The sequence below is a fragment of the Flavobacterium sp. genome, from assembly GCF_036405015.1.
GTDB lineage: Bacteria > Bacteroidota > Bacteroidia > Flavobacteriales > Flavobacteriaceae > Flavobacterium.
Genome location: NZ_DASWYK010000216.1, coordinates 1 through 24,922, shown reverse-complemented (window position 1 = coordinate 24,922; position 24,922 = coordinate 1). Strand labels below are relative to the sequence as shown.

Genomic DNA, 24,922 nt, shown 5'->3' with positions numbered 1-24,922 from the left:
AAAACCGATTATTTGTTATTCAAAAACGTTTCATCATCAACTTACATGACAAAAGATATTTTTAAATATTATTTTTCACTATTACATATTGACTATGTAAAGCTTAATCATAATTGGAACTATGAAAATGTTATTAGTCCTTATTATCGTTTGTATTATATTGACGAAGGAACAGGTTACATATCGACCAATTCAGATGTTTTAACACTAAAACCTGGCTATCTTTATCTTATACCCAGTTTTACAATCTGTAATTTGAAATGTGGAGATTATTTGAGTCAGTATTTTATACAGTTCTTCGAAGAGTCACCAGATGGAATTTCTCTATTTAACAATAATCGAACTGTAATGCAGCTTCCAGCATCTGATCTAGAGGCAACACTTATAAAAAAAATGCTCTTAAACAATCCCGGAAGAGGAATAAACAGATCTGACAATCCAAAGGTATATGAAAAGGAAACGTATTACAAAGAATATCAATCTCTTAATAACACAAAAAAGTTGAATCTGAAATTTGAAAACCAGGGAATCCTTTTTCTATTAATTTCCAAATTTCTAAGTCCGGATGTCTTCAAACAGAATCCAAATCCCGCAAAAACCTCAAAAATTTTAGATACAATGAGCCATATCCAGCTTCACTTAGACCAAAATCTTACAATAGCGGATTTAGCAAAAAGAGTTAACCAGAATCAGGACTATTTTTCAAAACAGTTCCTTATCCATACAGGGCAAAGGCCTTTAAATTATATTCACGAAAAAAAGATAGAAAGAGCGCAGTACTTAATTGCAACAACAGATAAAACATTTATAGAAATCGCAGCAGATACTGGTTTTTCAAGTCTGCCTCATTTTTCAAAGGTATTCAAACAAATAGTAACCCTGACTCCGGGAGAATATCGAAATCACAATAACAATATAAAATAAAGAAGCCCGCTAATTTTTCTTGTTGATCTATCCATAATATAGAGACATCCCAGTAAAAACCAATCAGCTATACTGTACTAATTCGCCCTCAACTGTTTGAAGATGATAGCTTTTCTGCAAGTAAAAGATAAGGTGGGAGGCTCATTAAATTTTTTCCCTAATCTTTTTCTATCATCAATATTTTGGTGTAAATTTACACCAAAATATTTTTTATTATTATGACACGACAAAGTATATCATTAACTGCTCCCAATGAAGAATGGTTAAGAAATCAGATTAATGCAGAAGAGTTTAGCAGTAAAAGTGAAGCCATTAACTTTTTAATAAAAAAAGCACGTTCACAAGAAGAGTTTTATGACTTTGTAAGAGCTAAAATAAATAAGGGAGAAAAAAGTGGCTTTGTAAAGATACAAACCAGAGAAGAAATGTTAGCGGAATTTAAAAAGGATTTGGGGGATGTATAGCTATTATTTAAGTAGCGAAGCCAAAGAAGATTTAAAAAGAATTTATTACTATGGTGTCGGTAAGTTCGGAATGGATCAGGCCGATAACTATTTCAATATGATTTACGATTGTTTTGACAAAATAGAACAAAATCCATTTTTATTTCCATCAGCCGACCACATCAAAAAAGGATATCGTTATTGCGTTTGCGGAGTCGATACTATTTATTACCGATTAAATGGAGATAAACGAATAGAGATTATTACCATTATTGGGAGGCAAGACTTTTAGATCTGGAGTTGGCACCTCTTTTTACAACGAAAAGCAAAGGATTTTTCAAAAGACTTTCCATCTGAGAAGCATCAAAAATTAAATTTATAAATAATAAAAAAATATTGATATATTTACAATCAAATCATTGAGAAAAATACCACTGAATATCAATTGGTTAAATACAAAAAAAAGCAACAATTAAAATTTGGGTAGTGAATCGGTGCACTTAGGATTTAAAAGATTATAAAAACGTAGCAAAGACGGAACTTCAATTGTTATAGCTAGAATCCTGCTCTCCTCTTACCGACTATCATCTATTCTTATAATTATATTTCAATACTTCTGATTCTAATTCCTGTATTGTTTTCTTTTTCCCTTTAGAGATCCATTCTAAAAGTTCTTCTTCAAAAAAATAGAGTTTTTTACCATATTTATAACAAGGAATTCTTCTCTGTCTTACGAGAGCGTAAATTGTCGGCTTTGCTTTGCCTACCAGCCGGCTTGCTTCTTCAATGCCGATGGGATTGCTTTTTGCCTTAGATTCAAATACCTGCACATTCTGAATCAAAAGTTTAATCTCTGCAATTTCTCTAGCTAAGTATGATACTGCTTTAGGCAGGTCTTCAAAAGAGATATTATTGATGTCCATAACTATTGTTTTTAATCGTTATGATGCAAATGAAAAAAGTGTTTTTGCTGTGTCCTGATACACAGCAAAAACACTTAAAAAACACTGTATTTTGTAGCTATTTCATTTTAAAAATGATTAAAATCTTCTCTTATCTTAATAAGCCCTTTCTTTTCGTCGTCTTTGAGATGCGTTTTTATGCTCTTCTCCTCCACATCTTTTAAAGCGTCAGCAAAAGTCAGTTTTAAAAATTGCGCTGCTCTGTCCTGTCTGCTTACTTTAAAATAATTCCAGATATTCCAGCCAAAATGATACAAATCAAGATTGGAAAGATCTTTTATTTTTAAAGGTTTAATCTTTTCAAAATTTATTTCTTCAGCATATATGATTATATTATTACTCAATTGTTTTAAATCATCATCCGACGCATACATTGCAAACTCTTGCTGTGCATAACGGATGGCTGTATCGATTCTGGCTTGTTTCTGATCTTTGAATGCATTCTGCCTCTCTTTCCTTATATGTTCAATATCGATGGCTGAATTTTTATCTTCAGACAAACCTGGTTTAGTTAAAGCATTCTGTTTTTGCTCTTCTATTTTTTCAAGATCTTCATTTGGAATCCAGTTTTCAGGCGTTTCATTTTTTTCTGCCTTCAAAAAACGATTCAGCAATCTCTCAGCCAATTCGTTTAGAAATAAACTTAGAATTGCGAACATTAAAACTCCAAATCCAGTGCTGATCCAAAAGAATACGCCAGCCGTATATTCATCCGCGCCTTTTTCCAGAAGCACCATTCTTCCTATTATGCCGACAAAGACACATACCAAAAATACAGACAGGTAAACTGCAATATATTCGAAGTACTTTGTTTTCATTACTCTTTTTTCTTTAAAGATACCAATTGTATTGCTTCTGATGCTTTATTTTTCTTCTCATCTACCACTTTTGCATAGATCTGAGTAGTTTTCACGTTGGTATGCCCCAGCATTTTGCTGACCGTATAAATGTCTGTTCCGCTTGAAAGCTGCAGCGTTGCAAATGTATGGCGGAAGCAGTGGAAGGTGATATTTTTTTTAATGCCTGCCGATTCAACCCATTTTTTCAAAGGGCGAGAAATCCACGACGGGTCTGTAAGATCCTCGAAAACAAGCTGCTCGGGCAGCCTAGGCTCTGCGCAGAGTTGGAGAGCCTGCTGGGAAATAGGCATATATTCCACACCCTTTGTCTTTTTCTGCGTAAAATGCAGTTTAGCCATGCCATCTTCCACGGTTACTTCTTTCCAGCGGAGCTTCTGGATGTCGGAATGCCTCATACCTGTAAGGGCTGAGAATAGCGCTGCTCTTTTAAGGACGTCTTTTTCACATTCAGTTGATGCAAGTGCATTTAATTCTTTAATGGTCAGATATTCACGTCTTGACTCCTGATCCGGAATGCCTTTTATTTTTGAAGATAAATCAACTGTTAGATATCCGTCGATAAAGGCCTGTTTTAAAGCCGCTTTAAAAATGGAGAAATACCTTGCCGCAGTGTTGCGGGAAAGTATTCCTTTTTTGCCTCCTCCGAGCGGGGCACCCAGCAGAAACAGTTTAAAATCCTCCGCCATTCTGCTGTCAACCTGTGAAAACATCAGGCTCCCTTTGGAATAGCTTTTTAAAAATTCTCCAGTCCGTTCCCAATTGATCTGAATGGATTTTGAACCTCGGGCGTGTCTTTTAGCCGCCACAGCAGCAATATATTTTATAAAATCCTCTTTCCCTTTCTCCTTCTGTTCAGCCAATAAGTTCTCAGCATCACTGTACAGATCCATATTATCGTATTCTTTCTGCCTGATTTTGCGCACTCCATCAGCATAAAGCATTATTTCCCTATCGCTTTCGCTCCTGCAGATTATAATTCCGTTATCGCTGCGTCTGGGTTTGTAGGATTTTATTCCCGCTGCACCTGTGCGGGCAGCTCTTTTCTTGTCCCACTCCACTGTTGTTATGGATCTGTTTAAATATTCACGGATTCTCTGGGGAGTTTTCTTTCCGGAAACCTCAACAGGATAGCTTTCTATGTAAACATACCATTCATTTCGGTCTTCTGCTTTGCGAAGACGCACCGTCACCTTGGTTTTTGCTAATTGTTTCATATAAAATCATTTCCGTTATACAAGTTATCAATTTCGCTTTTCGGAGCATATACATGCTTTCCGATCTGTCTGGTCGGTATTGAATATTTTCTGATATGGCTGTAGACAGAACCTTCAGATATCTGAAACCTATGAGCTATTTCGCCAATTGAATAACAGTCCTCTTTTTCAAGGCTGTATAATTTTTTCTTCGGTCTGCTTTCAGTCTGCGGCAGGCTTCGTGCAGGGCCGAACAACTCTTCCATAACTCTGCGGTCTATTCTTACAAGCCGGGTTCCCAGATTAACTGAAGGAATTTTCCCCAGGCCGACAAGCCGGTAAAGGGTTCTTTTGGCAACACCAAAAAGAATGCCAGCTTCCGCAACAGAAATAAAGATCCTGTCCTTGGGTATTTTATCTGCCAGCACCTTTAGCTCCGCTTCTTTTTTAAGCCGCTTCATCTTGAGTTTATATGCCTTTTTACTGCATTTAGGAGAGCAGTAGACTGAAGTCACGCTTTTAGGCAGAAATCCGTCCCCACAGACAAGACATTGTTTATCCACTCTCTTCATATTTCTAATCTCCTAATTAAATTAATATTAGCTTAAATAAGTGCCACTTTATCGCCTATTAAGTGCCGGTACAAATATGGTACAAATATATGATAAAAAACGATAAAAAAACAGCAGAATCAATAAATAGAGAAAAAAGAAAAAGCGCTGTAAACATTACGTTTACAGCGCTTTAGCACTTATTGTTGACTGATATTAATCAGTACTTACTTGACTTCTTCGAATTCAACATCTTCTACGTTATCTCCAGAAGACTGCTCTTGTTGTGGAGCAGCTTGTTGACCTTCACCACCTTGAGCGTACATTGCTTCTGTAGCTGTTTTCCAAGCTGCATTTACATTGTCTAATCCTTTTTGGATTGCGTCAAGATCTTGAGATTGGTGAGCCATTCTCAATTCAGTTAAAGCATATTCGATAGCTGTTTTTTGCTCGTCTGTCAATTTATCTCCTAACTCTTTCAATTGAGATTCAGTTTGGAAGATAGTACTGTCAGCTTCGTTCAATTTCTCAGCTCTTTCTTTTGCGATTCTGTCAGCATCAGCGTTAGCTTCAGCATCTTTTTTCATTTTTTCGATTTCTTCAGCTGTTAATCCAGAAGAAGCTTCGATACGGATATCGTGAGATTTTCCTGTTCCTTTGTCAGTTGCAGAAACTTTGATGATACCATTAGCATCGATATCGAAAGTTACTTCGATTTGAGGAACTCCTCTTGGTGCTGGTGGAATACCATCTAAGTGGAAACGACCGATAGTTTTGTTATCAGCAGCCATTGCTCTTTCTCCTTGTAATACGTGGATTTCAACAGATGGTTGAGAATCAGCAGCAGTAGAGAATACTTGAGATTTTTTAGTTGGGATAGTTGTGTTAGACTCGATTAATTTAGTCAATACACCACCCATAGTTTCGATACCTAAAGAAAGAGGCGTTACGTCAAGTAACAATACATCTTTTACATCTCCAGATAAAACTCCACCTTGAATAGCAGCTCCAATAGCAACAACCTCATCAGGGTTAACTCCTTTAGAAGCTTTTTTACCGAAGAATTTTTCAACTTCGTCAGCGATTCTTGGCATACGAGTAGAACCTCCTACAAGGATTACTTCGTCGATATCAGATGTAGATAAACCTGCATCTTTTAATGCTTTAGCAACTGGCTCCATAGAACGTTTTACTAATGCATCAGATAATTGCTCAAATTTAGCTCTAGATAATTTTTTCACTAAGTGTTTTGGTCCAGAAGCAGTAGCAGTTACGTATGGTAAGTTGATTTCTGTTTCAGCAGAAGATGATAATTCAATCTTAGCTTTCTCAGCAGCTTCTTTCAAACGCTGTAATGACATTGGATCTAAACGTAAATCAATTCCTTCTTCAGATTTGAATTCGTCAGCTAACCAGTCAATAACAACTTGGTCAAAATCATCACCACCTAAGTGAGTATCACCGTTTGTAGATAATACTTCAAATACACCGTCTCCTAATTCAAGAACAGAGATATCAAAAGTACCTCCACCTAAATCGTAAACAGCAATTTTTTGGTCAGTTCCTTTTTTGTCTAATCCGTAAGCTAATGCAGCAGCAGTTGGCTCATTGATGATACGCATAACTTTAAGACCAGCAATTTCTCCAGCTTCTTTTGTAGCTTGACGTTGCGCATCGTTAAAGTAAGCAGGAACTGTAATAACTGCCTCAGTTACTGTTTGACCTAAATAGTCTTCAGCAGTTTTTTTCATTTTTTGAAGTGTCATAGCAGACAATTCTTGAGCAGTGTATAAACGACCGTCAATATCCACACGTGGAGTATTGTTGTCACCTTTTACAACACTGTAAGGAACTCTTTTTGCCTCATCTTGAGTTTCAGCAAAAGTGTGTCCCATAAAACGTTTAATAGAAGCAATCGTTTTTGTAGGGTTAGTTACTGCTTGTCTTTTTGCAGGATCACCTACTTTAATTTCTCCACCTTCAACAAAAGCGATGATAGATGGTGTAGTTCTTTTTCCTTCTGCGTTAGGGATAACAACTGCTTCGTTACCTTCCATTACAGAAACACAAGAGTTCGTCGTACCTAAGTCAATTCCGATTATTTTACCCATTTTTTATATATTTAATTTTTGATTTTATTTTAATAACTCAGGTGGCATAAGTCAATCTTTATGCCAATATAAAAAACCAAAGTAAATTGTCAGTTTTACTATTGGCACGACAATAATCATCTGACAACATGACATTTTTCAAACCTGACACTCGTGGCACACTACTGTTTTTTATGTCATTTTAGGAAAAATTGTTAGCTTTAATCTTCAGGAAAATAATATTTATCTTATAAATACTTTCTTTATATTTGAAAAACTAACTAACCGACACAACTTTTAAAGACAATGAAACTATTTCAATTAATTTTAATACTTCTGTTGCCTTTGTTTGCCATTTGTCAGCAAAAAAAAGAAAATATAAAAATCAGTGGAAAAATCAACGGAAAAATTCCTGATGTCATTGAATATACCATACCAATAAACGGAATTGACTTTTTTGGTTTTACTAATTCTGTACAGCCAGATGCTGCTGGTAATTTTGAAATCAATCTTTACACAGAAAAAACCTGTTTTATAGATTTAGTAAACGGATTTAAATCATATGGAAGTTTGATTATCGAACCTGGAATGAGTTACAAAGTGTATATCGATACTGAAAATAAAGAAAATAAGTTTCGTGTAGCATCTAAAAATCAGGAAGGCCAGCAATTATACAATCTAATTCCGAACCGAAATATGATTGTTGGAGGTCATTTTGAACTCGAAACAAGAAATTATCAAAAAGACAGTGTCGTTTCTGACATCAAACAAAAACTTCATCAAAGCTACCAAACCGAAATTGCCGGTTTCAAACAATTATTAAACGAGAAAAAGATTTCAAAAAACTTTTACAATCTTGTTGAATCGGACAGAGATTATTTCTACAAAGGCGCTCAAGGAAGCCTTGCTTTTATCAACCTATTAAATTCAGAAAGAAACAAAAACACATTGACCAAAGAACAATATTCTGAACTTTGGGCAACAATTTTTCAAACCAATCCGATTACAGATCCAAAACTATTGAGTTCGCCTTGGTTTTATTTTTATATCGAAAATTATTTACGTTATAATGAACTTCTTTTAGAGAAAGTAACTATTTCTCAATTATCAGAAATAGGTAAACAAGGACTTATTCATACGCATAATTTAGAAAACGCAAAAAAACATTTATCTGGTTTTCAATTAGAATATTACACCGCAGCTTATATTTACTACACTGCAATTAATCAGAATTATGAGAAAGAACTGATTACACTTTTTGACCAATTTAAAAAAGAATATCCTTCAAGCCGTTTTACTTCATTTTTGGATTCTGTTATTATGCCTGTTATCAATTTTCACAACAAGCAAAAGGAATCTTTAAACAAAAACATCAAGTTTGTAGAGAATACAACAAACTTCAACTCGATTAAAGACGCTCTAAAAGAACTAAAAGGAAAACAATATTATGTAGACATCTGGGCAACGTGGTGTGGTCCGTGCAAAGAAGAATTCAAATACAATACTCAATTATACGAATTGCTGAAATCACAAAACATCACAATGGTTTACATTTCAATCGATAAAGATTTCAGAGAAAAACAATGGCGGGAAATGGCTCATTTTTACAATTTAGAAGGTTATCATATAAGAGTTAACAAAAAATTGGATGCAGATTTAAGAGCTTTAAACGGAAGTCAATCACTTGCTATTCCGTGGCATTTTCTCGCAGATGAAAACGGAATGATCATTAATAGAAAACTAAGCGGCCCTTCTCAAATTGAAAATTTAAAAAAGGAGCTTATCAAAAACTAATTATTTAAAAAACAATATTTAAATGAATAAATTATCATCGATTATTGCCTTTATTATATTTATTTTCGCCATTCAATCTTGTAAAAAACAATCCAATAATGATACAAAAAATGTTGAAATTGTAGATAGTCTTCCTAATCAAAACTTTGAAACTGCAGATGAAGCATATGAAGAAAACGATCCTTCTGAACCTGAAGTTACTTATCCAAAAACGGGAAACAAACTAACAGATTTTCTTCCTAAACTTGATGTTTATGCTATTCAGTATGAAACCGAAGGAGATTTAAACAATGACGGTTTAGAAGATGCAGTTATAGTACTGAAACACAAAAACAGTAATACGTTAAAAAGACCAACGCTGGTTCTCTTAAGAAACGAAGATAAATCGTATCGTTTAGACAAAGTTTCTGAGATTGTAATGCCAGTTGAATACAACGAATACGATTTTAAACTTTATGACACAGAAGACGTTATAATTGAAAATGGAGAATTACATATTAGTCTTTATGGAATGGGGCCTAGTGGGACATTTATGAGTGTATTTAAATACATAAAAAATGATCTTATACTGTATTCTATGGAAACTTATTTTAGTGGTGCCGGAGGCCGTTCAGGTCTTTTTTATGATTTTGAAAAAGGAGAAATAACCGAGACCGAAACCAATACGATGAAAGAAGACGAACCAACTACATCTGAAACTACCAAAGCAAAATTAAAATCTTATTTATTTGAAGAAACCTCTATTATTGATTTCTATAATGGAGATAATGCTCAACTTAAAAAATAGCTTTCACAATAATGGAAAACTACAGCATCATTATATTTATACTCGCCATCGTAATTGGATTATCTGCCTTTGCTGACAAAGTAAAATTACCTTACCCAATTCTTCTTGTAATTGTCGGAATTGCAATTGGATTTATTCCAACAATGAATGAAATCGAAATTAATCCTGAAATTATTTTTCTGCTATTTCTTCCGCCATTGCTTTACGATGCATCCTTTAATATTTCGCCTAAAGATTTTAAAACCAACCTAAATACCATAAGTACACTGGCTATAACTTTGGTTTTTCTGACAACATTTTGGATTGCAGTAGTGGCGCATTACATGATTCCAAATATAACTTGGTCTCTAGCATTTGTACTTGGGGCAATTCTTTCTGCAACCGACGCTGTTGCTGCCATAAGCATCACAAAAGGATTAGGAATATCTCATAAAACAATTACTATTCTTGAGGGCGAAAGTTTAATAAATGATGCTTCGGCATTGGTTGCTTATCGATTTGCGGTTGCTGCTGTCATGGGTTCTGCTTTTGTAATCTGGAAAGCTACATTGCAATTTGCTTTACTTTTAGGAGGTGGCTTTCTCGTAGGTTTTGTAATGTCAAAAATTCTCTCAATCATCTTAAAAAAAGTTCGCAAAAATACCAATGTTGCAATTAGTTTTATGTTATTAATGCCTTTTGTAACCTATTTAATTGCAGAACATTTACATGTTTCGGGAGTTATTGCTGTGGTTATTTCTGGACTGGCAATTGCCCGTTTTAGCAGACAAGTATTTCCCGAACATCTCAAAAATAGCTCACGAAGCCTTTGGGATGTCATTATCTTTTTATTGAACGGATTAATTTTTATCCTAATCGGACTTAATTTTAGATATGTATTAAAAGACATTAAAGACGATATGATACTTCCTTATATCGGTTATGCATTTATCATCACAATTGTCGCATTACTAATACGATTTGTTAGAGTATTTCTTCAAAAAATCAATCTCCAAAAAGCATTTCAGAAAAACCGTACCAGAAAAAGAAAAATCAGTAAAGATGCTCTTCTTGATTTTAATAACAGTATTATTTTAGGCTGGTCAGGAATGCGCGGTATTGTATCTCTTGCTATTGCTATTGGACTCCCTAGAATTCTTGAAAATGGTGATCCATTTCCGGAAAGAAATACGATTATCTTTATTTCTGTAGCGGTTGTGCTCTTTACTCTTATCGGACAAGGACTTACACTTCCGTGGATTGTTAAAAAATTAAACTCAAAACCAGAACAAATAGAATCTTAAAATCAATTAAAAATTAAAACCAAAAAACTAACTATGGAACAAGAACTAAAAAGCAATTTTGACGAATTTGAAAAATCGATAGTAATTAGACGTAAATTATTACCGTGGTGGATTAAAACTTTCTGCTGGATTTTTATGATTCTAGCAGTTTGTGGTTTGGCATCATTAATAGGAAATGCTTTTACAGACAACGTCGAATTGTCGCTTTATGGTTTTTCAAGCAATACCGCTTATTCTGGAATCGGAATTTTTATCATTGCAATTATGTCATTAAAAGGATTCGCTGCTTATTCGCTTTGGTTTGAAAAAGATAATGCCATATTAATTGCTAAAATTGATGCAATTGTCGGAGTCGTAATCTGCTTAGCTTCTATGTTTGTACTGCCATTTACGAGAGAAGATGGACATTTCCCTTTGCGTCTAGAAATTCTACTACTTATTCCGTATTATATCAAAGTAAACAAAATTGAGTACGAATGAGACAATCGCGAAACTATTTAATTTAGAAAAACTGATAGATAACAGTTAACAAAATAATCTTAACTTTATCACTATCAAGTTTTTGTACAATTTAAAACTTTACAGCAATGACTTCAAAAATTCTTTCCACAACACCAGATTCAGAAATCGTTACGACACGAGTTTTAAATTTCCCGCAAGAATTGGTTTTTAAAGCCTGGAGTGATCCTGATCATTTAAAAAATTGGTGGGGACCAAAAGGTTTTAGCAATACTTTTCACGAATTTAATTTTTGCGAAGGCGGTAAATGGAGTTTTATTATGCACGGTCCAGAAGTCGGAAATTATGCCAACGAATGTGAATTCATCAAAATAGACAAACCCAATCTTATTGCTTGGAAACGTCATTCGAAACCCCTTTTTCAGATTCTAACAACTTTCGAAACTGTTGCAGAAAATCAAACGAAGGTCGTTTTTAAAATGCTTTTTGAAACGGAAGAAGAATGCCAAAAACTAAAGCCTTATGTTGTTGATAAAAATGAGGAGAATTTTGACAAACTGGAAGTTGAATTATCTAAAATGAAATTATAAATAGCTTAGAAACACAGTAAGATTTGAATTTTCTAACCTATTAGATTTTTTTTAGAAAATAAAAATCCTTTAAATAGAGAAAACAAAAAAATATGCATGCATAGTATTTTTTGCTGGTTTATTATTCGTAATTTCGGTTTATCATTAAAAATACAATAACAAAATGGCTTCATTTACAAAAGAAATATCTTTTCGTTGGTCAGATCTTGACCCAAATTTTCACGTTCGTCACAGTGCTTATTATGATTTTGGTGCACAACATCGTATCGAAATCCTAGAAGAATTGGGTTTAACATTAAAAGTAATGCAAACACAAGGTTTTGGCCCGGTATTATTTAGAGAAGAATGTGTTTTCAGAAAAGAATTAAAACTTTCAGATAAAATATTCATTCATACCAAAACATCAAAAATGAAAGCCGATGCTTCACGCTGGTCTATCATTCACGAATTTAGAAGAGAAGATGATACACTTTGCGCAACAATCACTGTTGATGGCGCCTGGATGGACACAAAACTGAGAAAATTAGCTTCTCCAACTCCAGAAATTGCAATTCAGGCTTTGAGCATTTTCCCTAAAAGTGATGACTTTGTTGGTTTGTAAAACAAAAAACAAATGAAATATTCAATCGCATATTTATTCTTTCTATTTCTTTTTGTGAGTTGCGAGTCATCTCTTAAAACTCCAAAAGAAACTGTTGTTGCTTATTTAGCAGCCACAAATCGCTTTGATATTAAGGATGCAGAAAAATTGCTGATTCCAAATCCAGCAAACAAAATTAATCTGGAAACACTTAAAAAGATGGAAAAAAGTCTTCCTGACGATCAAAAATCCAGATTTCTGAACAAAGAAAAAGATGCCGAATATTTTGAAAAAACAATAACAGATTCGACTGCTCAAATTATTGTAACTCCCAATCAGGATGTAATTTTCACTATAGAATTCAACCTGAAAAAAGTAAATAACAAATGGCTAATCGAATCTGTTATTTCACATTAAGTATTTATTTTTAGAAAACTGAAATAAAAACAAAATATTCAGGAAAGCTTAGTTTCTTAGCTCCTTAGAAACTCAAAAGCCTAAAAAACTAAACAATGATTGATTATATAAAAGATTTTAGAATCGGTATTTTTATTACCATAATTGCCATTACAACCATTATTCTTGGTATGATTACCGATCGAGCGCTTCGTTATCTTTTATACAAAAAACAAATTGATAAAGAATACGACGCAACAGGTTTTAAATTTCTAAAACACTTAATCATAACGATAATATATATTTTAGGTTTTGCTTTTGCCTTAATCCAGATTCCTGAATTTAAAATCATTGGACATTCTTTTTTAGCTGGTGCTGGAGTTATTTCGCTTGTCGCAGGTTTGGCTTCACAACAAGCTTTGAGTAATATTGTAAGCGGTATTTTTTTAGTGATTTTTAAGCCTTTTAAAATCAATGATAAAATAACAATCAACAACTTTGTTGGAACTGTCGAAGACATTAATCTAAGACAAGTTGTTTTAAAAGATGCCGAAAATAACCGAATTATTATTCCTAATTCTGTCATTAGTGCACAAATTATTGTCAATACCAATATGCACGATACCAAATGCTGTAAAATCATAGAAATTGGAATTGGTTACGAATCTGATGTAGAAAAAGCATTAGAAATAATGAAAGAAGAAATTGCCAAACATCCTTTATTTATTGATACCCGAACTGCTGAAGCTAAAAAAGAAAAAACACCATTGGTCGTTGCACGCGTGGTTGCCTTAGCAGATTCGAGCGTCAATTTAAAAGCGTGGGCTTGGGCCAAAAACTCTACTGATGGATTTGTAATGTATTGTGATCTACTCCAAAGTATAAAAAAGAGATTTGATGAAAATAATATTGATATTCCGTATCCGCAGCGTGTTATCACTTTAAAAAACAGTGATTTTAAAAATTCAGATCAAAAATAATACTATGAAAATTTCTCAAAGAACTCCGATTCAGACTTCACACCTCTTCCCTGTTCTGGATCAGTTATTAATTGATCTTTTAAAATCATTAACCGAAGAAGAATGGCAGAAACAAACTGTTGCCAAAAAATGGCTTGTTAAAGATATCGCGTCTCATTTATTAGATGGAAATCTAAGAACATTATCTATTTCCAGAGATCATTATTTTGGAGAAATTCCTGAGAATATAAATTCATATAGCGATTTAATTGACTTTTTGAATCAGCTGAATATGACTTGGACAAATGCTACAAAAAGACTGAGTCCAAATGTCTTAATCAATTTACTAGAATCGACAGGAAAAGAGTTTTGCGAACATATCCAATCTTTAAATCCGTTAGAAAATGCTGTTTTTTCTGTTGCTTGGGCAGGCGAAGAAACTTCGTTAAATTGGTTTCATATTGCGCGTGAATACACCGAAAAATTCCTGCATCAACAGCAAATTAGAGATGCTGTAGGCAAACAAGCTCTTTTTACCAAAGAATTATTTTATCCATTTATAAATACATTTGCTCAAGCTTTACCTCACACTTACAGAGAAACAAAAGCTCCAGTAAACACCATTGTAACTTTGATTGTCGACACAGAAATTGGCGGACGATGGAGTATTATCAAAAAAGAAAATGATTGGGAATTTGTCGATTCTTTTGAAGAAAAAGCAACTTCAACTATAAAAATTGATCCGCAAGATGCCTGGCTTTTATTTTCTAAAGGAATGACGCCAACTGAAGCTTTGGAAAAAGTTGAAATTAAAGGAGATGAGCATCTTGGCAGAATTGCCTTGAACATTATTGCTGTAATGGCTTAATTTTTAACTCAATCGCTATTTTGAGATAACTTTCAGCCTGTATTCTTTGGTTTTAAAAATGCATAGCGGTAATTTTATAATCCTTAATAAAAAAATCGTTTTTGCATGAAAACCTTAAAACTCCTTATACTCTTATTACCCGTTATTTGTTTTTCACAAGAACAGAAAATCAAGCAATTAGATATTAATTTAACGAATTATGAATATCCATTTTCTGTTCAGTTTCTTGAATTAAACAATCAGCGTCAAACGCTAAAAATGGCTTATATGGATGTTAAGCCTGATAATTACAATAATAAAAACATTTTACTTCTTCACGGAAAAAACTTCAACGGCGCTTATTGGGAAACCACTATAAAAGCACTTACAAAAGAAGGTTTTCGAGTAATTGTTCCCGATCAGATTGGCTTTGGAAAATCTACAAAACCGGATAATTTTCAATATACGTTTCAGCAATTAGCAGAAAATACCAAAAAACTTTTAGATCATTTAGGAATCGAAAAAACAACTGTTTTAGGACATTCTATGGGCGGAATGTTGGCAACGCGTTTTGCTTTAATGTATCCTCAAACTGCTGAAAAATTAGTTTTAGAAAATCCAATTGGATTGGAAGATTGGAAATTAATCGTTCCTTATAAACCGGTTGATTGGTGGTATGAATCGGAATTAAAACAAAATTATGAAGGTATCAAAAAATACCAAATGGCGAATTATTATGATGGAAAATGGAATACAGATTACCAAAAATGGGCAGAATTAGGCGCTGGTTGGACAACAGCTCCAGATTATAATAAAGTCGCTTGGAATTCGGCACTTCTATATGATATGATTTTTACTCAGCCTGTTTTGTACGAATTTAAAAACATAAAAAGTCCAACACTTTTAATTATCGGAACGAGAGATAAAACTGCTTTAGGAAAACCATTAGTTTCTGCCGAAGTCCAAAAAACAATGGGAAATTATGCCGAATTGGGTAAAAGAACACAAAAAGCAATTCCGAATTCAAAATTGGTTGAAATTCCAAATACAGGACATTTACCACATATTGAATCTTTTGATTCGTTTATAAAAGCATTAATCGTATTTTTGAAATAAAAACTTTTTCGTTTGCCACGAATTACACCAATTTACACGAATTACTTTTCCTTAAATTAAACAAAAATTGTTGCAAATTGGTGTAATTCGTGGCGAAAATTAAATCTAAAATCTAAAATAAATATGTTTACAATAGAACAAATAAAAGAAGCGCACTCGAAAGTAAAATCAGGAGCAGATTTTCCAAATTATATTCAGGATTTAATCATTTTAGGTGTTAAAGGATACGACACATACGTGAAAGACGGAAGTGTCGTTTATTACGGCTTAAATAATTTTACTGCTGAAGCAGAAGAGAAATACCCTGAAATTAAAGTTGCTGATTTTCCAAACAAAGAACTTTTTATAGAAAATCTGGTAAAACACCAACATGGCGAAACCGATTATATGACTTTTTGCAACCATTGCGCGCAAGCTGGAATTGCAAAATGGCGTGTTGATATCGTAGAAATGACTTGTACCTATTTTGACAAATCTGAACATGAAATTTTGATTGAAAAAATTCCTAGTTAAATAATAAAATGTCTGCTGCAATTTCTCCCCTAATTACCGCCAACGAATTAATTGAATTAAATACCACTTCAAAAATCATTTTAGTTGATGCTCGAACTGGTACGAACCATTTTGAAAACTATCAAAAAGAACATTTAAAAGGCGCTCGTTTTGTCGATTTAAATCGTGATTTGACAACCATTCCAGAAAATCCTGCAAATGGTGGAAGACATCCTTTGCCTTCTCCTGAGGCATTTTCAAACACAATTTCTTCTTTAGGAATTTTGCCTTCAGATCATATTGTAGTTTACGATGATAAAAATGGTACAAACTTCGCAGCTCGTTTTTGGTGGATGCTTCGCGCTGTTGGACATGAAAAAATTCAGGTTTTAAACGGCGGTTATCAAACGGCAATTCAAGCTGGTTTTCTAACAAATTCTGGAAACGAGACTTTCGAAAAAACAGCATATCCTTCGCAAAAATGGGAATTGGCTTTAGCCGATATAAATGAAGTCGAAAAAGCCCGTAAAAACGATCAAAACATTGTAATTGATGTTCGAGATAAAAACAGATTTGACGGATTGACCGAACCATTGGATTTAATTGCTGGTCATATTCCGGGAGCAATCAATGTTCCGTTAACTGAAAATTTAGATAAAAACGGGCTTTTTAAATCTTCTGAAGAATTAGCCCAAAAGTATAAATCTATAATTGGAGATAAAAAAGACGAAAACATAATCGTACATTGCGGATCGGGAGTTACGGCCTGCCATACGTTATTAGCAATGGATTATGCTGGACTTTCAATCCCGAAACTCTATGTGGGTTCTTGGAGCGAATGGTCTCGTAATGACCGCGAAATGGCAACAAAAAAATCAGAATAAAACCATATTTAGCAACAGATTAAAAAGATTAATCATTGGAACCTTATTAATCTTTAGCTAAAAAAATATTCAAAATTCAACAATACAATGCAACACTGGGATATACTTTTATCAAATCAGGTAAACAAAAAAAAACTAATAGACAACATATTAAATGGCGAAGCAACTGGAGAATTAGCCGTTTTTAACGATCAAAAAGGAATACTTTTTTCTGACATTGCCATCGAAAAATTTATAGAAAAAGAGTTTCAATATGACAGTGTTGAAGCTTCAACGTCAAACAGACAACTCAGAACCTTTTCTTCGGGCGAACGTAAAAAAGAGTTTTTAAAATACTGTATCAACCAAAAACCAGATTTCATCATTTTCGATAATCCTTTTGACCATTTAGATCAGGCTTCGAGAGTGGTTTTGGCTCAATCTTTAGAAAAACTAACCGACTCTATTGCCATTATCCAGTTGTTGAACAGAAATGTAGATGTACTTGATTTTGTTCCAAATAAGGTCTTAATTAAAGACAATTCTTTTGAATTACATCCGTTTGTAAAAAACGAAAATCATTTTAAAACTTTAAATACAGCTGCAATTCCAAAAGCTGCAGAACCACATAATTTTCACGAAAGTGTATTAATAAAATTGGAAGAAGTTTCAGTAAGTTATGAAGAGCGAAAAATTTTAAACAACATTTCGTGGACCGTAAAACAAGGTGAATTCTGGCAATTAATCGGACCAAATGGTTCTGGAAAAAGTACTATTTTATCATTGATTACAGGAGATAATCCGAAAGGTTTTGGACAGAATTTATTTTTGTTTGGAAGAAAAAAAGGAACTGGCGAAAGTGTTTGGGAAATCAAAAAGCAAATTGGAATCTTCACGACTTCAATGACTGATTTGTTTCAGAAAAGCCACACGCTCGAACAAATGATTTTATCTGGTTTCTTTGATCAAATCGGACTTTATACTGAACCAACGACACATCAAAAACAAATTGTAACACAATGGCTGGAAGTGATTGAAATGACGCATTTACGCAAAAAACGTTTTATTGATCTTTCTGTTGGACAACAACGAGTAGCTTTAATTGTTCGTGCCGTTTTAAAACATCCGCCGTTATTAATTCTAGACGAACCCGTTGAAGGTTTAGACGACGAAAACGTAGATTTGGTAATTCAGTTAATCAATACCATCAAACAAGAAACAAATGTGAGTATTATTTATGTTTCGCACAGAATTGAACAAGGCCTTGCCCCTACTTCTGTTTTCGAACTTTTACCATCAGAAACCGGATCAATCGGAAAAATAAAATATCATTCAGAATTGAATTAAAAAAAATTTGATAATGTGTAAATTCAAAATAAAAAATGCTCCTTATAGGAGCATTTTTTATTTTATTTCATTCAAGAAATTATCTAATTAATTCTCTTCATCAGTATTATGCGATTTCACATAATTCTGCCATTTCTCGATACAATCTTTAAAATCCTGAGGAAGTTCTGTATCAAAACGCATTAATTCTCCCGTATTGGGGTGAATAAATCCGAGAGTTTTAGCATGTAAAGCTTGACGCGGTAATGCTTTAAAACAATTTTCAATAAACTGTTTGTATTTGGTAAAAGTCGTTCCTTTTAGAATCAAGTGACCTCCGTAACGTTCATCATTAAATAACGGATGCCCAATATGCTTCATATGCGCACGAATTTGATGTGTTCTACCTGTTTCCAGTTTACAAGAAATCAAAGTTACATAACCAAAACGTTCTAAAACTTTATAATGTGTAATGGCAGGTTTACCTATTTCAGGATCATCAAAAACAGCCATTTGCATACGATCTTTTAAGTGCCTTGCCAAGTTTCCTTCAATTGTACCACTGTCTGCAACAACATTTCCCCAAACTAGAGCAATGTATTCACGTTCGGTTGTTTTAGCCTCAAATTGTTTTGCTAAATGTGTCATTGCAGCTTCTGTTTTGGCTACAACCAAAAGTCCTGAAGTGTCTTTATCAATTCGATGTACCAAACCTGGACGTTCGCTAGAGTTCATTGGCAGATTATCAAAATGATGTGCCAAAGCGTTTACCAAGGTTCCCGTATAATTTCCATGACCAGGATGCACAACCATTCCAGGCTCTTTATTAATCAATAAAAGAGCATCATCTTCATAAACAATATTCAACGGAATATCTTCAGGAAGAACATGATTTTCAAATGGTGGATGCGACAACATAACCGTTATCACATCAAAAGGTTTTACTTTATAATTTGATTTTACTGGAATATCATTTACAAAAATGTTTCCGTTAGTCGCCGCATTCTGAATTTTATTTCTTGTGGCATTCGGAATCAAATACATTAAATATTTGTCAATACGCAAAAACGCTTGACCTTTTGGGACTTCAAATCTATAATGTTCGAATAATTCGTCTTCTAGATCTAAGTTTTCTTCAATATTATTGTTCATCTTGTGGGGTTTCTACAGGCGCTGCGGTACTATCTGTCGCCTGGCTTTCATCTACATAACTTGCTTTTCCATCTCCTAAAACCAAGTCGATTTTAGAAGCTTTCAAAACGCGGTCTCCAACTTTTAAGTTTCTACCTTTCAAACGCATTTCCAAAACCATATCTTTTCCAAGATTCGGAATATACGTAATCGTTCCCAGCTCAAGCCCCAAAGCTTTCAGCGTTGGAACAGCCTCACGATATGTTTTTTCAATCAAATCAGGAATTTTAACTGACGAAAAACCTGATGCATTAATTTTAATATAAATCTTTCTTCCCACTTTTACCTTTGTTCCTGGCAACGGATCTTGCTCAACAACACTATATTTTGGAAATTCACTTCTGTAATCAACACTGTCCAATAGTACATAATCTAAATCCAGTTCGTCTAATTTTTGTTCTACCTGCTCTTCAGTCAATTTAGACAAATTCGGAACAGCGATTTCGTGTCCGTGATCAGTTGTAAAAGTTAACCAATGCATAAATAAGTAACCAATAACCGCTATAATAGCTGCGGCCGCAAGCAATTGCAAGAAAAAAACTCGACTTGTTAAATACTGACGTAAACTCATAAATTTATTTTTAATAGCGACAAAGATAAAGTATTTCGTTTCAAAAAAAATGATAATTTTGTTTAAAACAGAGATCTCTTGGAATTTGGACTCGAGCGATAGCGAACAGGCGAAGCAATTTAAAAATTTGATTTTTTTATTTTTCAGGAGCTGATTCCTGCTATCCGCTATATCTTTTATGGTGAACCCCACCATAAAAGGATATCGCTTCTATCAGGGCTAGGGCACTCGGTTTTTATAACAACGTTCTTTAATAAAAATTAGTACAATTTCTTCTTAAGAAGAATTTACTTATTCCTGTTTGTCCTCCTGAGAGAAGTCGAAGAATTGACATTATATATAGTAAAATCTTTGTAGAGCTACTTACGGAGATTTGCTTTGCCTGTTCGCTATCGCTCGGGTCTCCTTCGTCGAAATGACAATATTGCGGAAAAATCTTTTTAATCTGTGCAATCAGTGGCAAACAAACTTGAAACATTAAACTTAAAACAATTAAAAAATAAAAATATACAATGAAAAACATTGCTATTATCATGGGCGGCTATTCTAGCGAATATAAAATTTCTCTAATCAGCGGAAATGTCGTTTATCAATATCTTGACAAAACAAAATACAACGGATTTCGTATTCACATTTTTAAAGAAAAATGGGTTTACGTAGACCAAAACGATGCTGAATTCCCAATTGATAGAAATGACTTTTCTGTAACGGTAAACGGCGAAAAAATCACATTTGACTGTATTTTCAATGCTATTCACGGAACTCCAGGCGAAGACGGATTAATGCAGGCTTATTTTGAATTAATCGGTATGCCACAATCTTCTTGCGATTATTATCAATCAGCTCTAACCTTCAACAAAAGAGATTTATTGTCTGTTTTAAAACCATACGGAATTAAAACCGCTATTTCTTATTATTTGAATAAAGGAGATAAAATTAATACACAAGAAATTATAGAAAAAGTTGGACTTCCTTGTTTTGTAAAACCAAACAAAGCAGGTTCAAGTTTCGGAATTTCAAAAGTAAAAACAGAAGCCGAACTTCCAATTGCAATTGAGGTAGCTTATAAAGAAGACAACGAAATCATCATCGAGAGCTTCCTTGACGGAACAGAAGTTTCTGTTGGAGTAATCAATTATCAAGGAGAAATCAAAGTTTTACCGATTACAGAAATTGTATCAGAAAATGATTTCTTTGATTATGAAGCAAAATACGAAGGAAAATCGCAAGAAATAACGCCAGCAAGAATCTCTGACGAAATGACTAAAAAAGTTGGAGAAACTGCAAAACGTGCTTACGAAGTTTTAAAAATGAAAGGTTTCTCAAGAAGCGAATTCATCATTGTAAACGACGAACCACATATGCTTGAAATGAATACGATTCCAGGTTTAACAACAGAAAGTCTTATTCCGCAACAAGCAAAAGCAGCTGGAATTTCTCTGGAAGATTTATTTACAAATGCAATTGAGTTAGCTCTTGCTTAAAAAAGACACTAAGGTTCTGAGATTCTAAGATACTAAGATTTCAGAACCTTATTTTTTTAGAATTGCTGGTTTATCAAAATTTACAGAAAAGTGCAACTTACGACATGGAAATTTAAATACATCTTTGACATCAAAACTTAGTACCTTAGATAGCTAACTTAGTAATAAAAAAATGAAACAAATTTTCGAGTGGGAAAGACTTCTTTTTAATAATCTACCAGAGAGCTTTATTTTTGAAGTAATATTTCGTTCAACCATAATGTTTATTATTCTTTTACTGACTCTTAAACTGGCAGGAAAAAGAGGTGTAAAACAGTTATCTATTTTTGAAACTGTAATTATAATTGCATTAGGTTCTGCCGCCGGCGACCCGATGTTTTATGAAGATGTCGGAATTATTCCTGCTGCAATCGTTTTTACAGTAATTATTATTTTATACCGATCTGTAACTTGGCTGACAGGAAAAAGCAAAAAATTTGAAGAATTTATAGAAGGTAAAACCGAATGCTTAATCAATGATGGAAAATTTTCTGTTTCTACTTTCAGAAAAGAAAGTTTGGCGCAAGACGAATTTTTTGCAGAATTAAGAATCAAATCGATTGAACATTTAGGACAAGTTAAACATGCATTCATTGAAACCAGCGGTGAAATAAGTGTTTTTTACTACGAAGACAAAGAGGTTGGATACGGATTACCTATTCTACCTTCTTTATTTTATGCAAAAAGCAAATTCATTCCTACTGACGGCGTTTATTCCTGTAGTTTCTGTGGACATACCGAAGAACAAAAAGCAGGAACAGCAAACTGTAGAATCTGTAAAAAAGAAGAATGGGTTGCTTCTATAAACACTAAAAGAATAACTTAGAGGAAATTCAAAAAAATAAAATTCAAAATATCAATATCAAAATTCAATTTTAGTAGCAGTTTAAAAACTTAGCAACTTAGCAACTTAGAATCTTAGAATCTCAGAACCTTAGAACCTCAAAAAAATGAGAAAAGCCATATTCCCAGGATCATTTGACCCAATTACACTTGGACACGAAGACATTATCAAAAGAGGAATTCCTTTATTTGATGAAATTGTAATCGCCATTGGTGTGAATGCCGAAAAAAAATACATGTTTTCATTAGAAGAAAGAAAACGCTTTATTGAAGAAACTTTCAAAGACGAGCCAAAAGTTTCGGTAATTACGTATGAAGGTTTAACAATTGATTTAGCTAAAAAAGAAAAAGCTAATTTCATTTTAAGAGGTCTGCGCAACCCAGCCGATTTTGAATTCGAAAAAGCCATTGCACACACCAATAGAAAACTTTCTAAAATAGAAACCGTATTCTTATTAACTGCTGCAAGTACATCTTTTATAAGTTCGAGCATTGTACGTGATGTTTTACGTCATGGAGGCGAATATGAAATGTTAGTTCCTGATGCGGTGAGGGTAAAAAAATAATTTTTTCATTCTGACAAAAAAGTAAGAAAAATCATTAGTTTTGTAAACTAAATGTAAAAACTATATTCTAATGATTTTTTATGGAACCAAACCAACAAACATTAAAAATGATCGAATCCTAAATATAAATTGTCCAAACTGCAACTCTAATACTTCTATGAAGTATAGCGTATTTGAAAGCTACGCTCATGTCTATTGGATTCCACTTTTTCCAGTCAAGAGGCTAACTTTTTTAGAATGTGACTCCTGCAAAAAAACATTTGAGGATAAAGAACTCGCAACAATTGATTTTCAAAAATTAAGTAGCATAAACAAGAAAATTAAAAGTCCATTTTGGATGTTTTCTGGGCTAATGATTATTGGATTTATTATGCTTATGGTTTACTATAATTCAATTCAAACAAGTAATAATTCCAAAAATTTTATTCAGAATCCCAAAATAGGTGATGTTTATCTGATTGATGATTCAAATGGATTTTATTCAACATTAAAACTAAACAAAATTTCAAAAGATAGTTTAACCTTGTTAGTCAATAACATGGCAATTGATGACAAAACTGAAACTGATAAAATTGATTTAGAAAAAAATTACGTACAAAAACAAGTAATAGCCAAAAAAGATTTACAAAAGCTTTTTAAAGAAAATAAAATTTACGAAGTAGTAAGACATTAATTTACAAATCGTTAAAAATTAAACTACCTTTAAAAAAACCTATGCAGTCATAAACTTGCAAGCGAAGCAAAATCTAAGTAATTTCGCATTTTTAAAACAAACAATAAATAATGAGCATCGAGAGAGAATTAAGCAAACGAAGCGGATCTAAATGTGAGCTTTGTGGTGCTGAAGAGAATTTAAAAGTTTATCAGGTTCTGCCAACTAGAAAAGGTGGTCTTGATGAAGCTATATTAGCCTGTAATACCTGTACTGACCAAATTGAAAATCCAGACAATGTCGATTTAAATCACTGGAGATGCCTTAACGACAGCATGTGGAATGAAAATATTCCAGTACAAGTTGTGGCTTGGAGAATGCTAAGCAGAATGCGTGCTGCTGGATGGCCACAAGAATTGCTTGACATGATGTATTTAGAAGAAGATACCTTAGAATGGGCAAAAGCAACTGGAGAAGGCGAAGATGACGAAAATAAATTAGTCCACCGCGACAGTAACGGTGTAGTACTACAACACGGAGATTCTGTAGTTTTAATTAAAGATCTTAAAGTAAAAGGATCAAGTATGGTAGCCAAACAAGGTACTGCTGTTAGAAACATCCGCTTAGACCACGAAAACGCCGAATACATCGAAGGAAAAGTTGATGGTCAGCAAATCGTGATTATTACACAATACGTGAAGAAAATATAATTTTTGAGGGACAAAGGTTCAAAGGTTCAAAGTAACAAAGGTTTCTTGGAATACTTCTTATTATAACCGAAAAAAACATAATCCCGATAGCTATTGGGAAAATAAAAGTTTGCAAAGTTTTATTTAAAGCTTTGCGAACTTTTCATTTTTTAAAAAGTTGTAAACAAAAAAACTTAGCTTCCGATAACTATCGGGATTGCAGTAAAACTATATACAAAGTATGTCAAACTTGAAGCTTTTTTCCACTAAAACCAAACCTTTGCCTCTTTGTTACTCTGAACCTTTGAACCTAAAAACAAAAAAGCCGTTCAATTAAGAACAGCTTTTTCTTTATATATAATAGACAAAGAT

General features: G+C 33.5%; 28 protein-coding genes. 21 read left to right on the top strand and 7 right to left on the bottom strand.

Annotated features, from left to right (window positions below; genetic code table 11):
* Window positions 1-12: 12 nt before the first annotated feature.
* From VGE71_RS18705 to VGE71_RS18695, 3 genes are all read left to right on the top strand, one after another.
* On the top strand, window positions 13-924 hold the full coding sequence (locus VGE71_RS18705; RefSeq protein ID WP_331139659.1) for an AraC family transcriptional regulator: 912 nt from the start codon (window positions 13-15) through the stop codon (window positions 922-924).
* Window positions 925-1,142: 218 nt separating this feature from the next.
* On the top strand, window positions 1,143-1,388 hold the full coding sequence (locus VGE71_RS18700) for a CopG family transcriptional regulator (protein ID WP_331139658.1): 246 nt from the start codon (window positions 1,143-1,145) through the stop codon (window positions 1,386-1,388).
* A complete protein-coding gene (locus tag VGE71_RS18695; protein WP_331139657.1) occupies window positions 1,381-1,659 on the top strand; it encodes a type II toxin-antitoxin system RelE/ParE family toxin in 279 nt (92 codons plus the stop codon). The genes VGE71_RS18700 and VGE71_RS18695 overlap by 8 nt, the downstream gene beginning before the upstream one ends.
* Window positions 1,660-1,951: 292 nt before the next feature.
* Here the strand turns inward: VGE71_RS18695 and VGE71_RS18690 are convergent, their stop codons facing one another.
* From VGE71_RS18690 to dnaK, 5 genes are all read right to left on the bottom strand, one after another.
* Window positions 1,952-2,290: a helix-turn-helix domain-containing protein gene (locus tag VGE71_RS18690; RefSeq protein ID WP_331139656.1), complete on the bottom strand. Its 339-nt coding sequence runs from the start codon at window positions 2,288-2,290 to the stop codon at window positions 1,952-1,954.
* Window positions 2,291-2,397: 107 nt separating this feature from the next.
* Entirely contained in the window at window positions 2,398-3,147 is a 750-nt protein-coding gene (locus VGE71_RS18685) for a hypothetical protein (RefSeq protein WP_331139655.1), read from the bottom strand.
* Window positions 3,147-4,403, bottom strand: coding sequence for a site-specific integrase (locus tag VGE71_RS18680; RefSeq protein ID WP_331139654.1), 1,257 nt, complete (start codon window positions 4,401-4,403; stop codon window positions 3,147-3,149). The genes VGE71_RS18685 and VGE71_RS18680 overlap by 1 nt, the downstream gene beginning before the upstream one ends.
* A complete protein-coding gene (locus tag VGE71_RS18675) occupies window positions 4,400-4,954 on the bottom strand; it encodes a helix-turn-helix domain-containing protein (RefSeq protein ID WP_331139653.1) in 555 nt (184 codons plus the stop codon). Before VGE71_RS18675 ends, VGE71_RS18680 begins: the two co-directional genes overlap by 4 nt.
* A 206-nt stretch (window positions 4,955-5,160) precedes the next feature.
* Window positions 5,161-7,044, bottom strand: coding sequence for a molecular chaperone DnaK (gene dnaK / locus VGE71_RS18670; RefSeq protein ID WP_331139652.1), 1,884 nt, complete (start codon window positions 7,042-7,044; stop codon window positions 5,161-5,163).
* A gap of 285 nt (window positions 7,045-7,329) precedes the next feature.
* On the opposite strand from dnaK, the gene VGE71_RS18665 reads away from it, so the two are divergent.
* From VGE71_RS18665 to VGE71_RS18605, 13 genes are all read left to right on the top strand, one after another.
* Entirely contained in the window at window positions 7,330-8,817 is a 1,488-nt protein-coding gene (locus tag VGE71_RS18665; RefSeq protein WP_331139651.1) for a TlpA disulfide reductase family protein, read from the top strand.
* Between the two features lie 22 nt (window positions 8,818-8,839).
* The gene (locus VGE71_RS18660) at window positions 8,840-9,604 is read left to right on the top strand and encodes a hypothetical protein (RefSeq protein WP_331139650.1); all 765 of its coding nucleotides are present in this window, start codon (window positions 8,840-8,842) and stop codon (window positions 9,602-9,604) included.
* Window positions 9,605-9,615: 11 nt separating this feature from the next.
* Complete coding sequence (locus VGE71_RS18655; RefSeq protein ID WP_331139649.1) at window positions 9,616-10,887, top strand: Na+/H+ antiporter; 1,272 nt, start codon at window positions 9,616-9,618, stop codon at window positions 10,885-10,887.
* Between the two features lie 33 nt (window positions 10,888-10,920).
* Complete coding sequence (locus VGE71_RS18650; protein ID WP_331139648.1) at window positions 10,921-11,367, top strand: hypothetical protein; 447 nt, start codon at window positions 10,921-10,923, stop codon at window positions 11,365-11,367.
* A 107-nt stretch (window positions 11,368-11,474) separates the two neighbouring features.
* Window positions 11,475-11,936 carry an SRPBCC family protein gene (locus tag VGE71_RS18645; protein WP_331139647.1) on the top strand — a complete coding sequence of 154 codons (462 nt, stop codon included), beginning with the start codon at window positions 11,475-11,477 and terminating at the stop codon, window positions 11,934-11,936.
* A 163-nt stretch (window positions 11,937-12,099) separates the two neighbouring features.
* Window positions 12,100-12,537, top strand: a complete 438-nt coding sequence (locus VGE71_RS18640; RefSeq protein ID WP_057122622.1) for an acyl-CoA thioesterase — start codon at window positions 12,100-12,102, stop codon at window positions 12,535-12,537.
* Between the two features lie 12 nt (window positions 12,538-12,549).
* Entirely contained in the window at window positions 12,550-12,933 is a 384-nt protein-coding gene (locus VGE71_RS18635; RefSeq protein ID WP_331139646.1) for a hypothetical protein, read from the top strand.
* A gap of 95 nt (window positions 12,934-13,028) precedes the next feature.
* Entirely contained in the window at window positions 13,029-13,892 is an 864-nt protein-coding gene (locus tag VGE71_RS18630) for a mechanosensitive ion channel family protein (RefSeq protein ID WP_331139645.1), read from the top strand.
* A 4-nt stretch (window positions 13,893-13,896) separates the two neighbouring features.
* The gene (locus VGE71_RS18625; RefSeq protein ID WP_331139644.1) at window positions 13,897-14,739 is read left to right on the top strand and encodes a maleylpyruvate isomerase N-terminal domain-containing protein; all 843 of its coding nucleotides are present in this window, start codon (window positions 13,897-13,899) and stop codon (window positions 14,737-14,739) included.
* 105 nt (window positions 14,740-14,844) lie between these two features.
* Window positions 14,845-15,834 carry an alpha/beta hydrolase gene (locus tag VGE71_RS18620; protein ID WP_331139643.1) on the top strand — a complete coding sequence of 330 codons (990 nt, stop codon included), beginning with the start codon at window positions 14,845-14,847 and terminating at the stop codon, window positions 15,832-15,834.
* 123 nt (window positions 15,835-15,957) lie between these two features.
* Window positions 15,958-16,347 (top strand): DUF1398 domain-containing protein, encoded by a 390-nt coding sequence (locus VGE71_RS18615; protein WP_331139642.1) that lies wholly within the window; start codon window positions 15,958-15,960, stop codon window positions 16,345-16,347.
* An 8-nt stretch (window positions 16,348-16,355) separates the two neighbouring features.
* Window positions 16,356-17,210: a sulfurtransferase gene (locus tag VGE71_RS18610; protein WP_331139641.1), complete on the top strand. Its 855-nt coding sequence runs from the start codon at window positions 16,356-16,358 to the stop codon at window positions 17,208-17,210.
* Window positions 17,211-17,297: 87 nt separating this feature from the next.
* Window positions 17,298-18,536 carry an ATP-binding cassette domain-containing protein gene (locus VGE71_RS18605; RefSeq protein ID WP_331139640.1) on the top strand — a complete coding sequence of 413 codons (1,239 nt, stop codon included), beginning with the start codon at window positions 17,298-17,300 and terminating at the stop codon, window positions 18,534-18,536.
* Between the two features lie 87 nt (window positions 18,537-18,623).
* Here the strand turns inward: VGE71_RS18605 and VGE71_RS18600 are convergent, their stop codons facing one another.
* Together VGE71_RS18600 and VGE71_RS18595 are read right to left on the bottom strand one after the other, a co-directional pair.
* Complete coding sequence (locus VGE71_RS18600; RefSeq protein WP_331139639.1) at window positions 18,624-19,667, bottom strand: RluA family pseudouridine synthase; 1,044 nt, start codon at window positions 19,665-19,667, stop codon at window positions 18,624-18,626.
* Window positions 19,657-20,277: a PASTA domain-containing protein gene (locus tag VGE71_RS18595; RefSeq protein WP_331139638.1), complete on the bottom strand. Its 621-nt coding sequence runs from the start codon at window positions 20,275-20,277 to the stop codon at window positions 19,657-19,659. The genes VGE71_RS18600 and VGE71_RS18595 overlap by 11 nt, the downstream gene beginning before the upstream one ends.
* A 512-nt stretch (window positions 20,278-20,789) precedes the next feature.
* On the opposite strand from VGE71_RS18595, the gene VGE71_RS18590 reads away from it, so the two are divergent.
* The 5 genes from VGE71_RS18590 to VGE71_RS18570 all read left to right on the top strand — a co-directional run bounded on the left by VGE71_RS18590 (window position 20,790) and on the right by VGE71_RS18570 (window position 24,571).
* Window positions 20,790-21,761: a D-alanine--D-alanine ligase gene (locus VGE71_RS18590; protein ID WP_331139637.1), complete on the top strand. Its 972-nt coding sequence runs from the start codon at window positions 20,790-20,792 to the stop codon at window positions 21,759-21,761.
* Between the two features lie 172 nt (window positions 21,762-21,933).
* Window positions 21,934-22,626, top strand: a complete 693-nt coding sequence (locus tag VGE71_RS18585) for a DUF421 domain-containing protein (protein WP_331139636.1) — start codon at window positions 21,934-21,936, stop codon at window positions 22,624-22,626.
* Window positions 22,627-22,750: 124 nt separating this feature from the next.
* On the top strand, window positions 22,751-23,209 hold the full coding sequence (gene coaD, locus VGE71_RS18580) for a pantetheine-phosphate adenylyltransferase (protein ID WP_026729362.1): 459 nt from the start codon (window positions 22,751-22,753) through the stop codon (window positions 23,207-23,209).
* A gap of 70 nt (window positions 23,210-23,279) precedes the next feature.
* A complete protein-coding gene (locus VGE71_RS18575; protein ID WP_331139635.1) occupies window positions 23,280-23,882 on the top strand; it encodes a zinc-ribbon domain-containing protein in 603 nt (200 codons plus the stop codon).
* A gap of 110 nt (window positions 23,883-23,992) precedes the next feature.
* Window positions 23,993-24,571, top strand: a complete 579-nt coding sequence (locus tag VGE71_RS18570; RefSeq protein ID WP_331139634.1) for a PhnA domain-containing protein — start codon at window positions 23,993-23,995, stop codon at window positions 24,569-24,571.
* Window positions 24,572-24,922 lie beyond the last annotated feature (351 nt).

Bases quoted from the DNA above. Each gene is read 5' to 3' on its own strand.
- VGE71_RS18700 (WP_331139658.1), top strand. From the start codon at position 1,143: ATGACACGACAAAGTATATCATTAACTGCTCCCAATGAAGAATGGTTA.
- VGE71_RS18695 (WP_331139657.1), top strand. From the start codon at position 1,381: ATGTATAGCTATTATTTAAGTAGCGAAGCCAAAGAAGATTTAAAAAGA.
- VGE71_RS18690 (WP_331139656.1), bottom strand. From the start codon at position 2,290: ATGGACATCAATAATATCTCTTTTGAAGACCTGCCTAAAGCAGTATCA.
- VGE71_RS18685 (WP_331139655.1), bottom strand. From the start codon at position 3,147: ATGAAAACAAAGTACTTCGAATATATTGCAGTTTACCTGTCTGTATTT.
- VGE71_RS18680 (WP_331139654.1), bottom strand. From the start codon at position 4,403: ATGAAACAATTAGCAAAAACCAAGGTGACGGTGCGTCTTCGCAAAGCA.
- VGE71_RS18675 (WP_331139653.1), bottom strand. From the start codon at position 4,954: ATGAAGAGAGTGGATAAACAATGTCTTGTCTGTGGGGACGGATTTCTG.
- dnaK (WP_331139652.1), bottom strand. From the start codon at position 7,044: ATGGGTAAAATAATCGGAATTGACTTAGGTACGACGAACTCTTGTGTT.
- VGE71_RS18665 (WP_331139651.1), top strand. From the start codon at position 7,330: ATGAAACTATTTCAATTAATTTTAATACTTCTGTTGCCTTTGTTTGCC.
- VGE71_RS18660 (WP_331139650.1), top strand. From the start codon at position 8,840: ATGAATAAATTATCATCGATTATTGCCTTTATTATATTTATTTTCGCC.
- VGE71_RS18655 (WP_331139649.1), top strand. From the start codon at position 9,616: ATGGAAAACTACAGCATCATTATATTTATACTCGCCATCGTAATTGGA.
- VGE71_RS18650 (WP_331139648.1), top strand. From the start codon at position 10,921: ATGGAACAAGAACTAAAAAGCAATTTTGACGAATTTGAAAAATCGATA.
- VGE71_RS18645 (WP_331139647.1), top strand. From the start codon at position 11,475: ATGACTTCAAAAATTCTTTCCACAACACCAGATTCAGAAATCGTTACG.
- VGE71_RS18640 (WP_057122622.1), top strand. From the start codon at position 12,100: ATGGCTTCATTTACAAAAGAAATATCTTTTCGTTGGTCAGATCTTGAC.
- VGE71_RS18635 (WP_331139646.1), top strand. From the start codon at position 12,550: ATGAAATATTCAATCGCATATTTATTCTTTCTATTTCTTTTTGTGAGT.
- VGE71_RS18630 (WP_331139645.1), top strand. From the start codon at position 13,029: ATGATTGATTATATAAAAGATTTTAGAATCGGTATTTTTATTACCATA.
- VGE71_RS18625 (WP_331139644.1), top strand. From the start codon at position 13,897: ATGAAAATTTCTCAAAGAACTCCGATTCAGACTTCACACCTCTTCCCT.
- VGE71_RS18620 (WP_331139643.1), top strand. From the start codon at position 14,845: ATGAAAACCTTAAAACTCCTTATACTCTTATTACCCGTTATTTGTTTT.
- VGE71_RS18615 (WP_331139642.1), top strand. From the start codon at position 15,958: ATGTTTACAATAGAACAAATAAAAGAAGCGCACTCGAAAGTAAAATCA.
- VGE71_RS18610 (WP_331139641.1), top strand. From the start codon at position 16,356: ATGTCTGCTGCAATTTCTCCCCTAATTACCGCCAACGAATTAATTGAA.
- VGE71_RS18605 (WP_331139640.1), top strand. From the start codon at position 17,298: ATGCAACACTGGGATATACTTTTATCAAATCAGGTAAACAAAAAAAAA.
- VGE71_RS18600 (WP_331139639.1), bottom strand. From the start codon at position 19,667: ATGAACAATAATATTGAAGAAAACTTAGATCTAGAAGACGAATTATTC.
- VGE71_RS18595 (WP_331139638.1), bottom strand. From the start codon at position 20,277: ATGAGTTTACGTCAGTATTTAACAAGTCGAGTTTTTTTCTTGCAATTG.
- VGE71_RS18590 (WP_331139637.1), top strand. From the start codon at position 20,790: ATGAAAAACATTGCTATTATCATGGGCGGCTATTCTAGCGAATATAAA.
- VGE71_RS18585 (WP_331139636.1), top strand. From the start codon at position 21,934: ATGAAACAAATTTTCGAGTGGGAAAGACTTCTTTTTAATAATCTACCA.
- coaD (WP_026729362.1), top strand. From the start codon at position 22,751: ATGAGAAAAGCCATATTCCCAGGATCATTTGACCCAATTACACTTGGA.
- VGE71_RS18575 (WP_331139635.1), top strand. From the start codon at position 23,280: ATGATTTTTTATGGAACCAAACCAACAAACATTAAAAATGATCGAATC.
- VGE71_RS18570 (WP_331139634.1), top strand. From the start codon at position 23,993: ATGAGCATCGAGAGAGAATTAAGCAAACGAAGCGGATCTAAATGTGAG.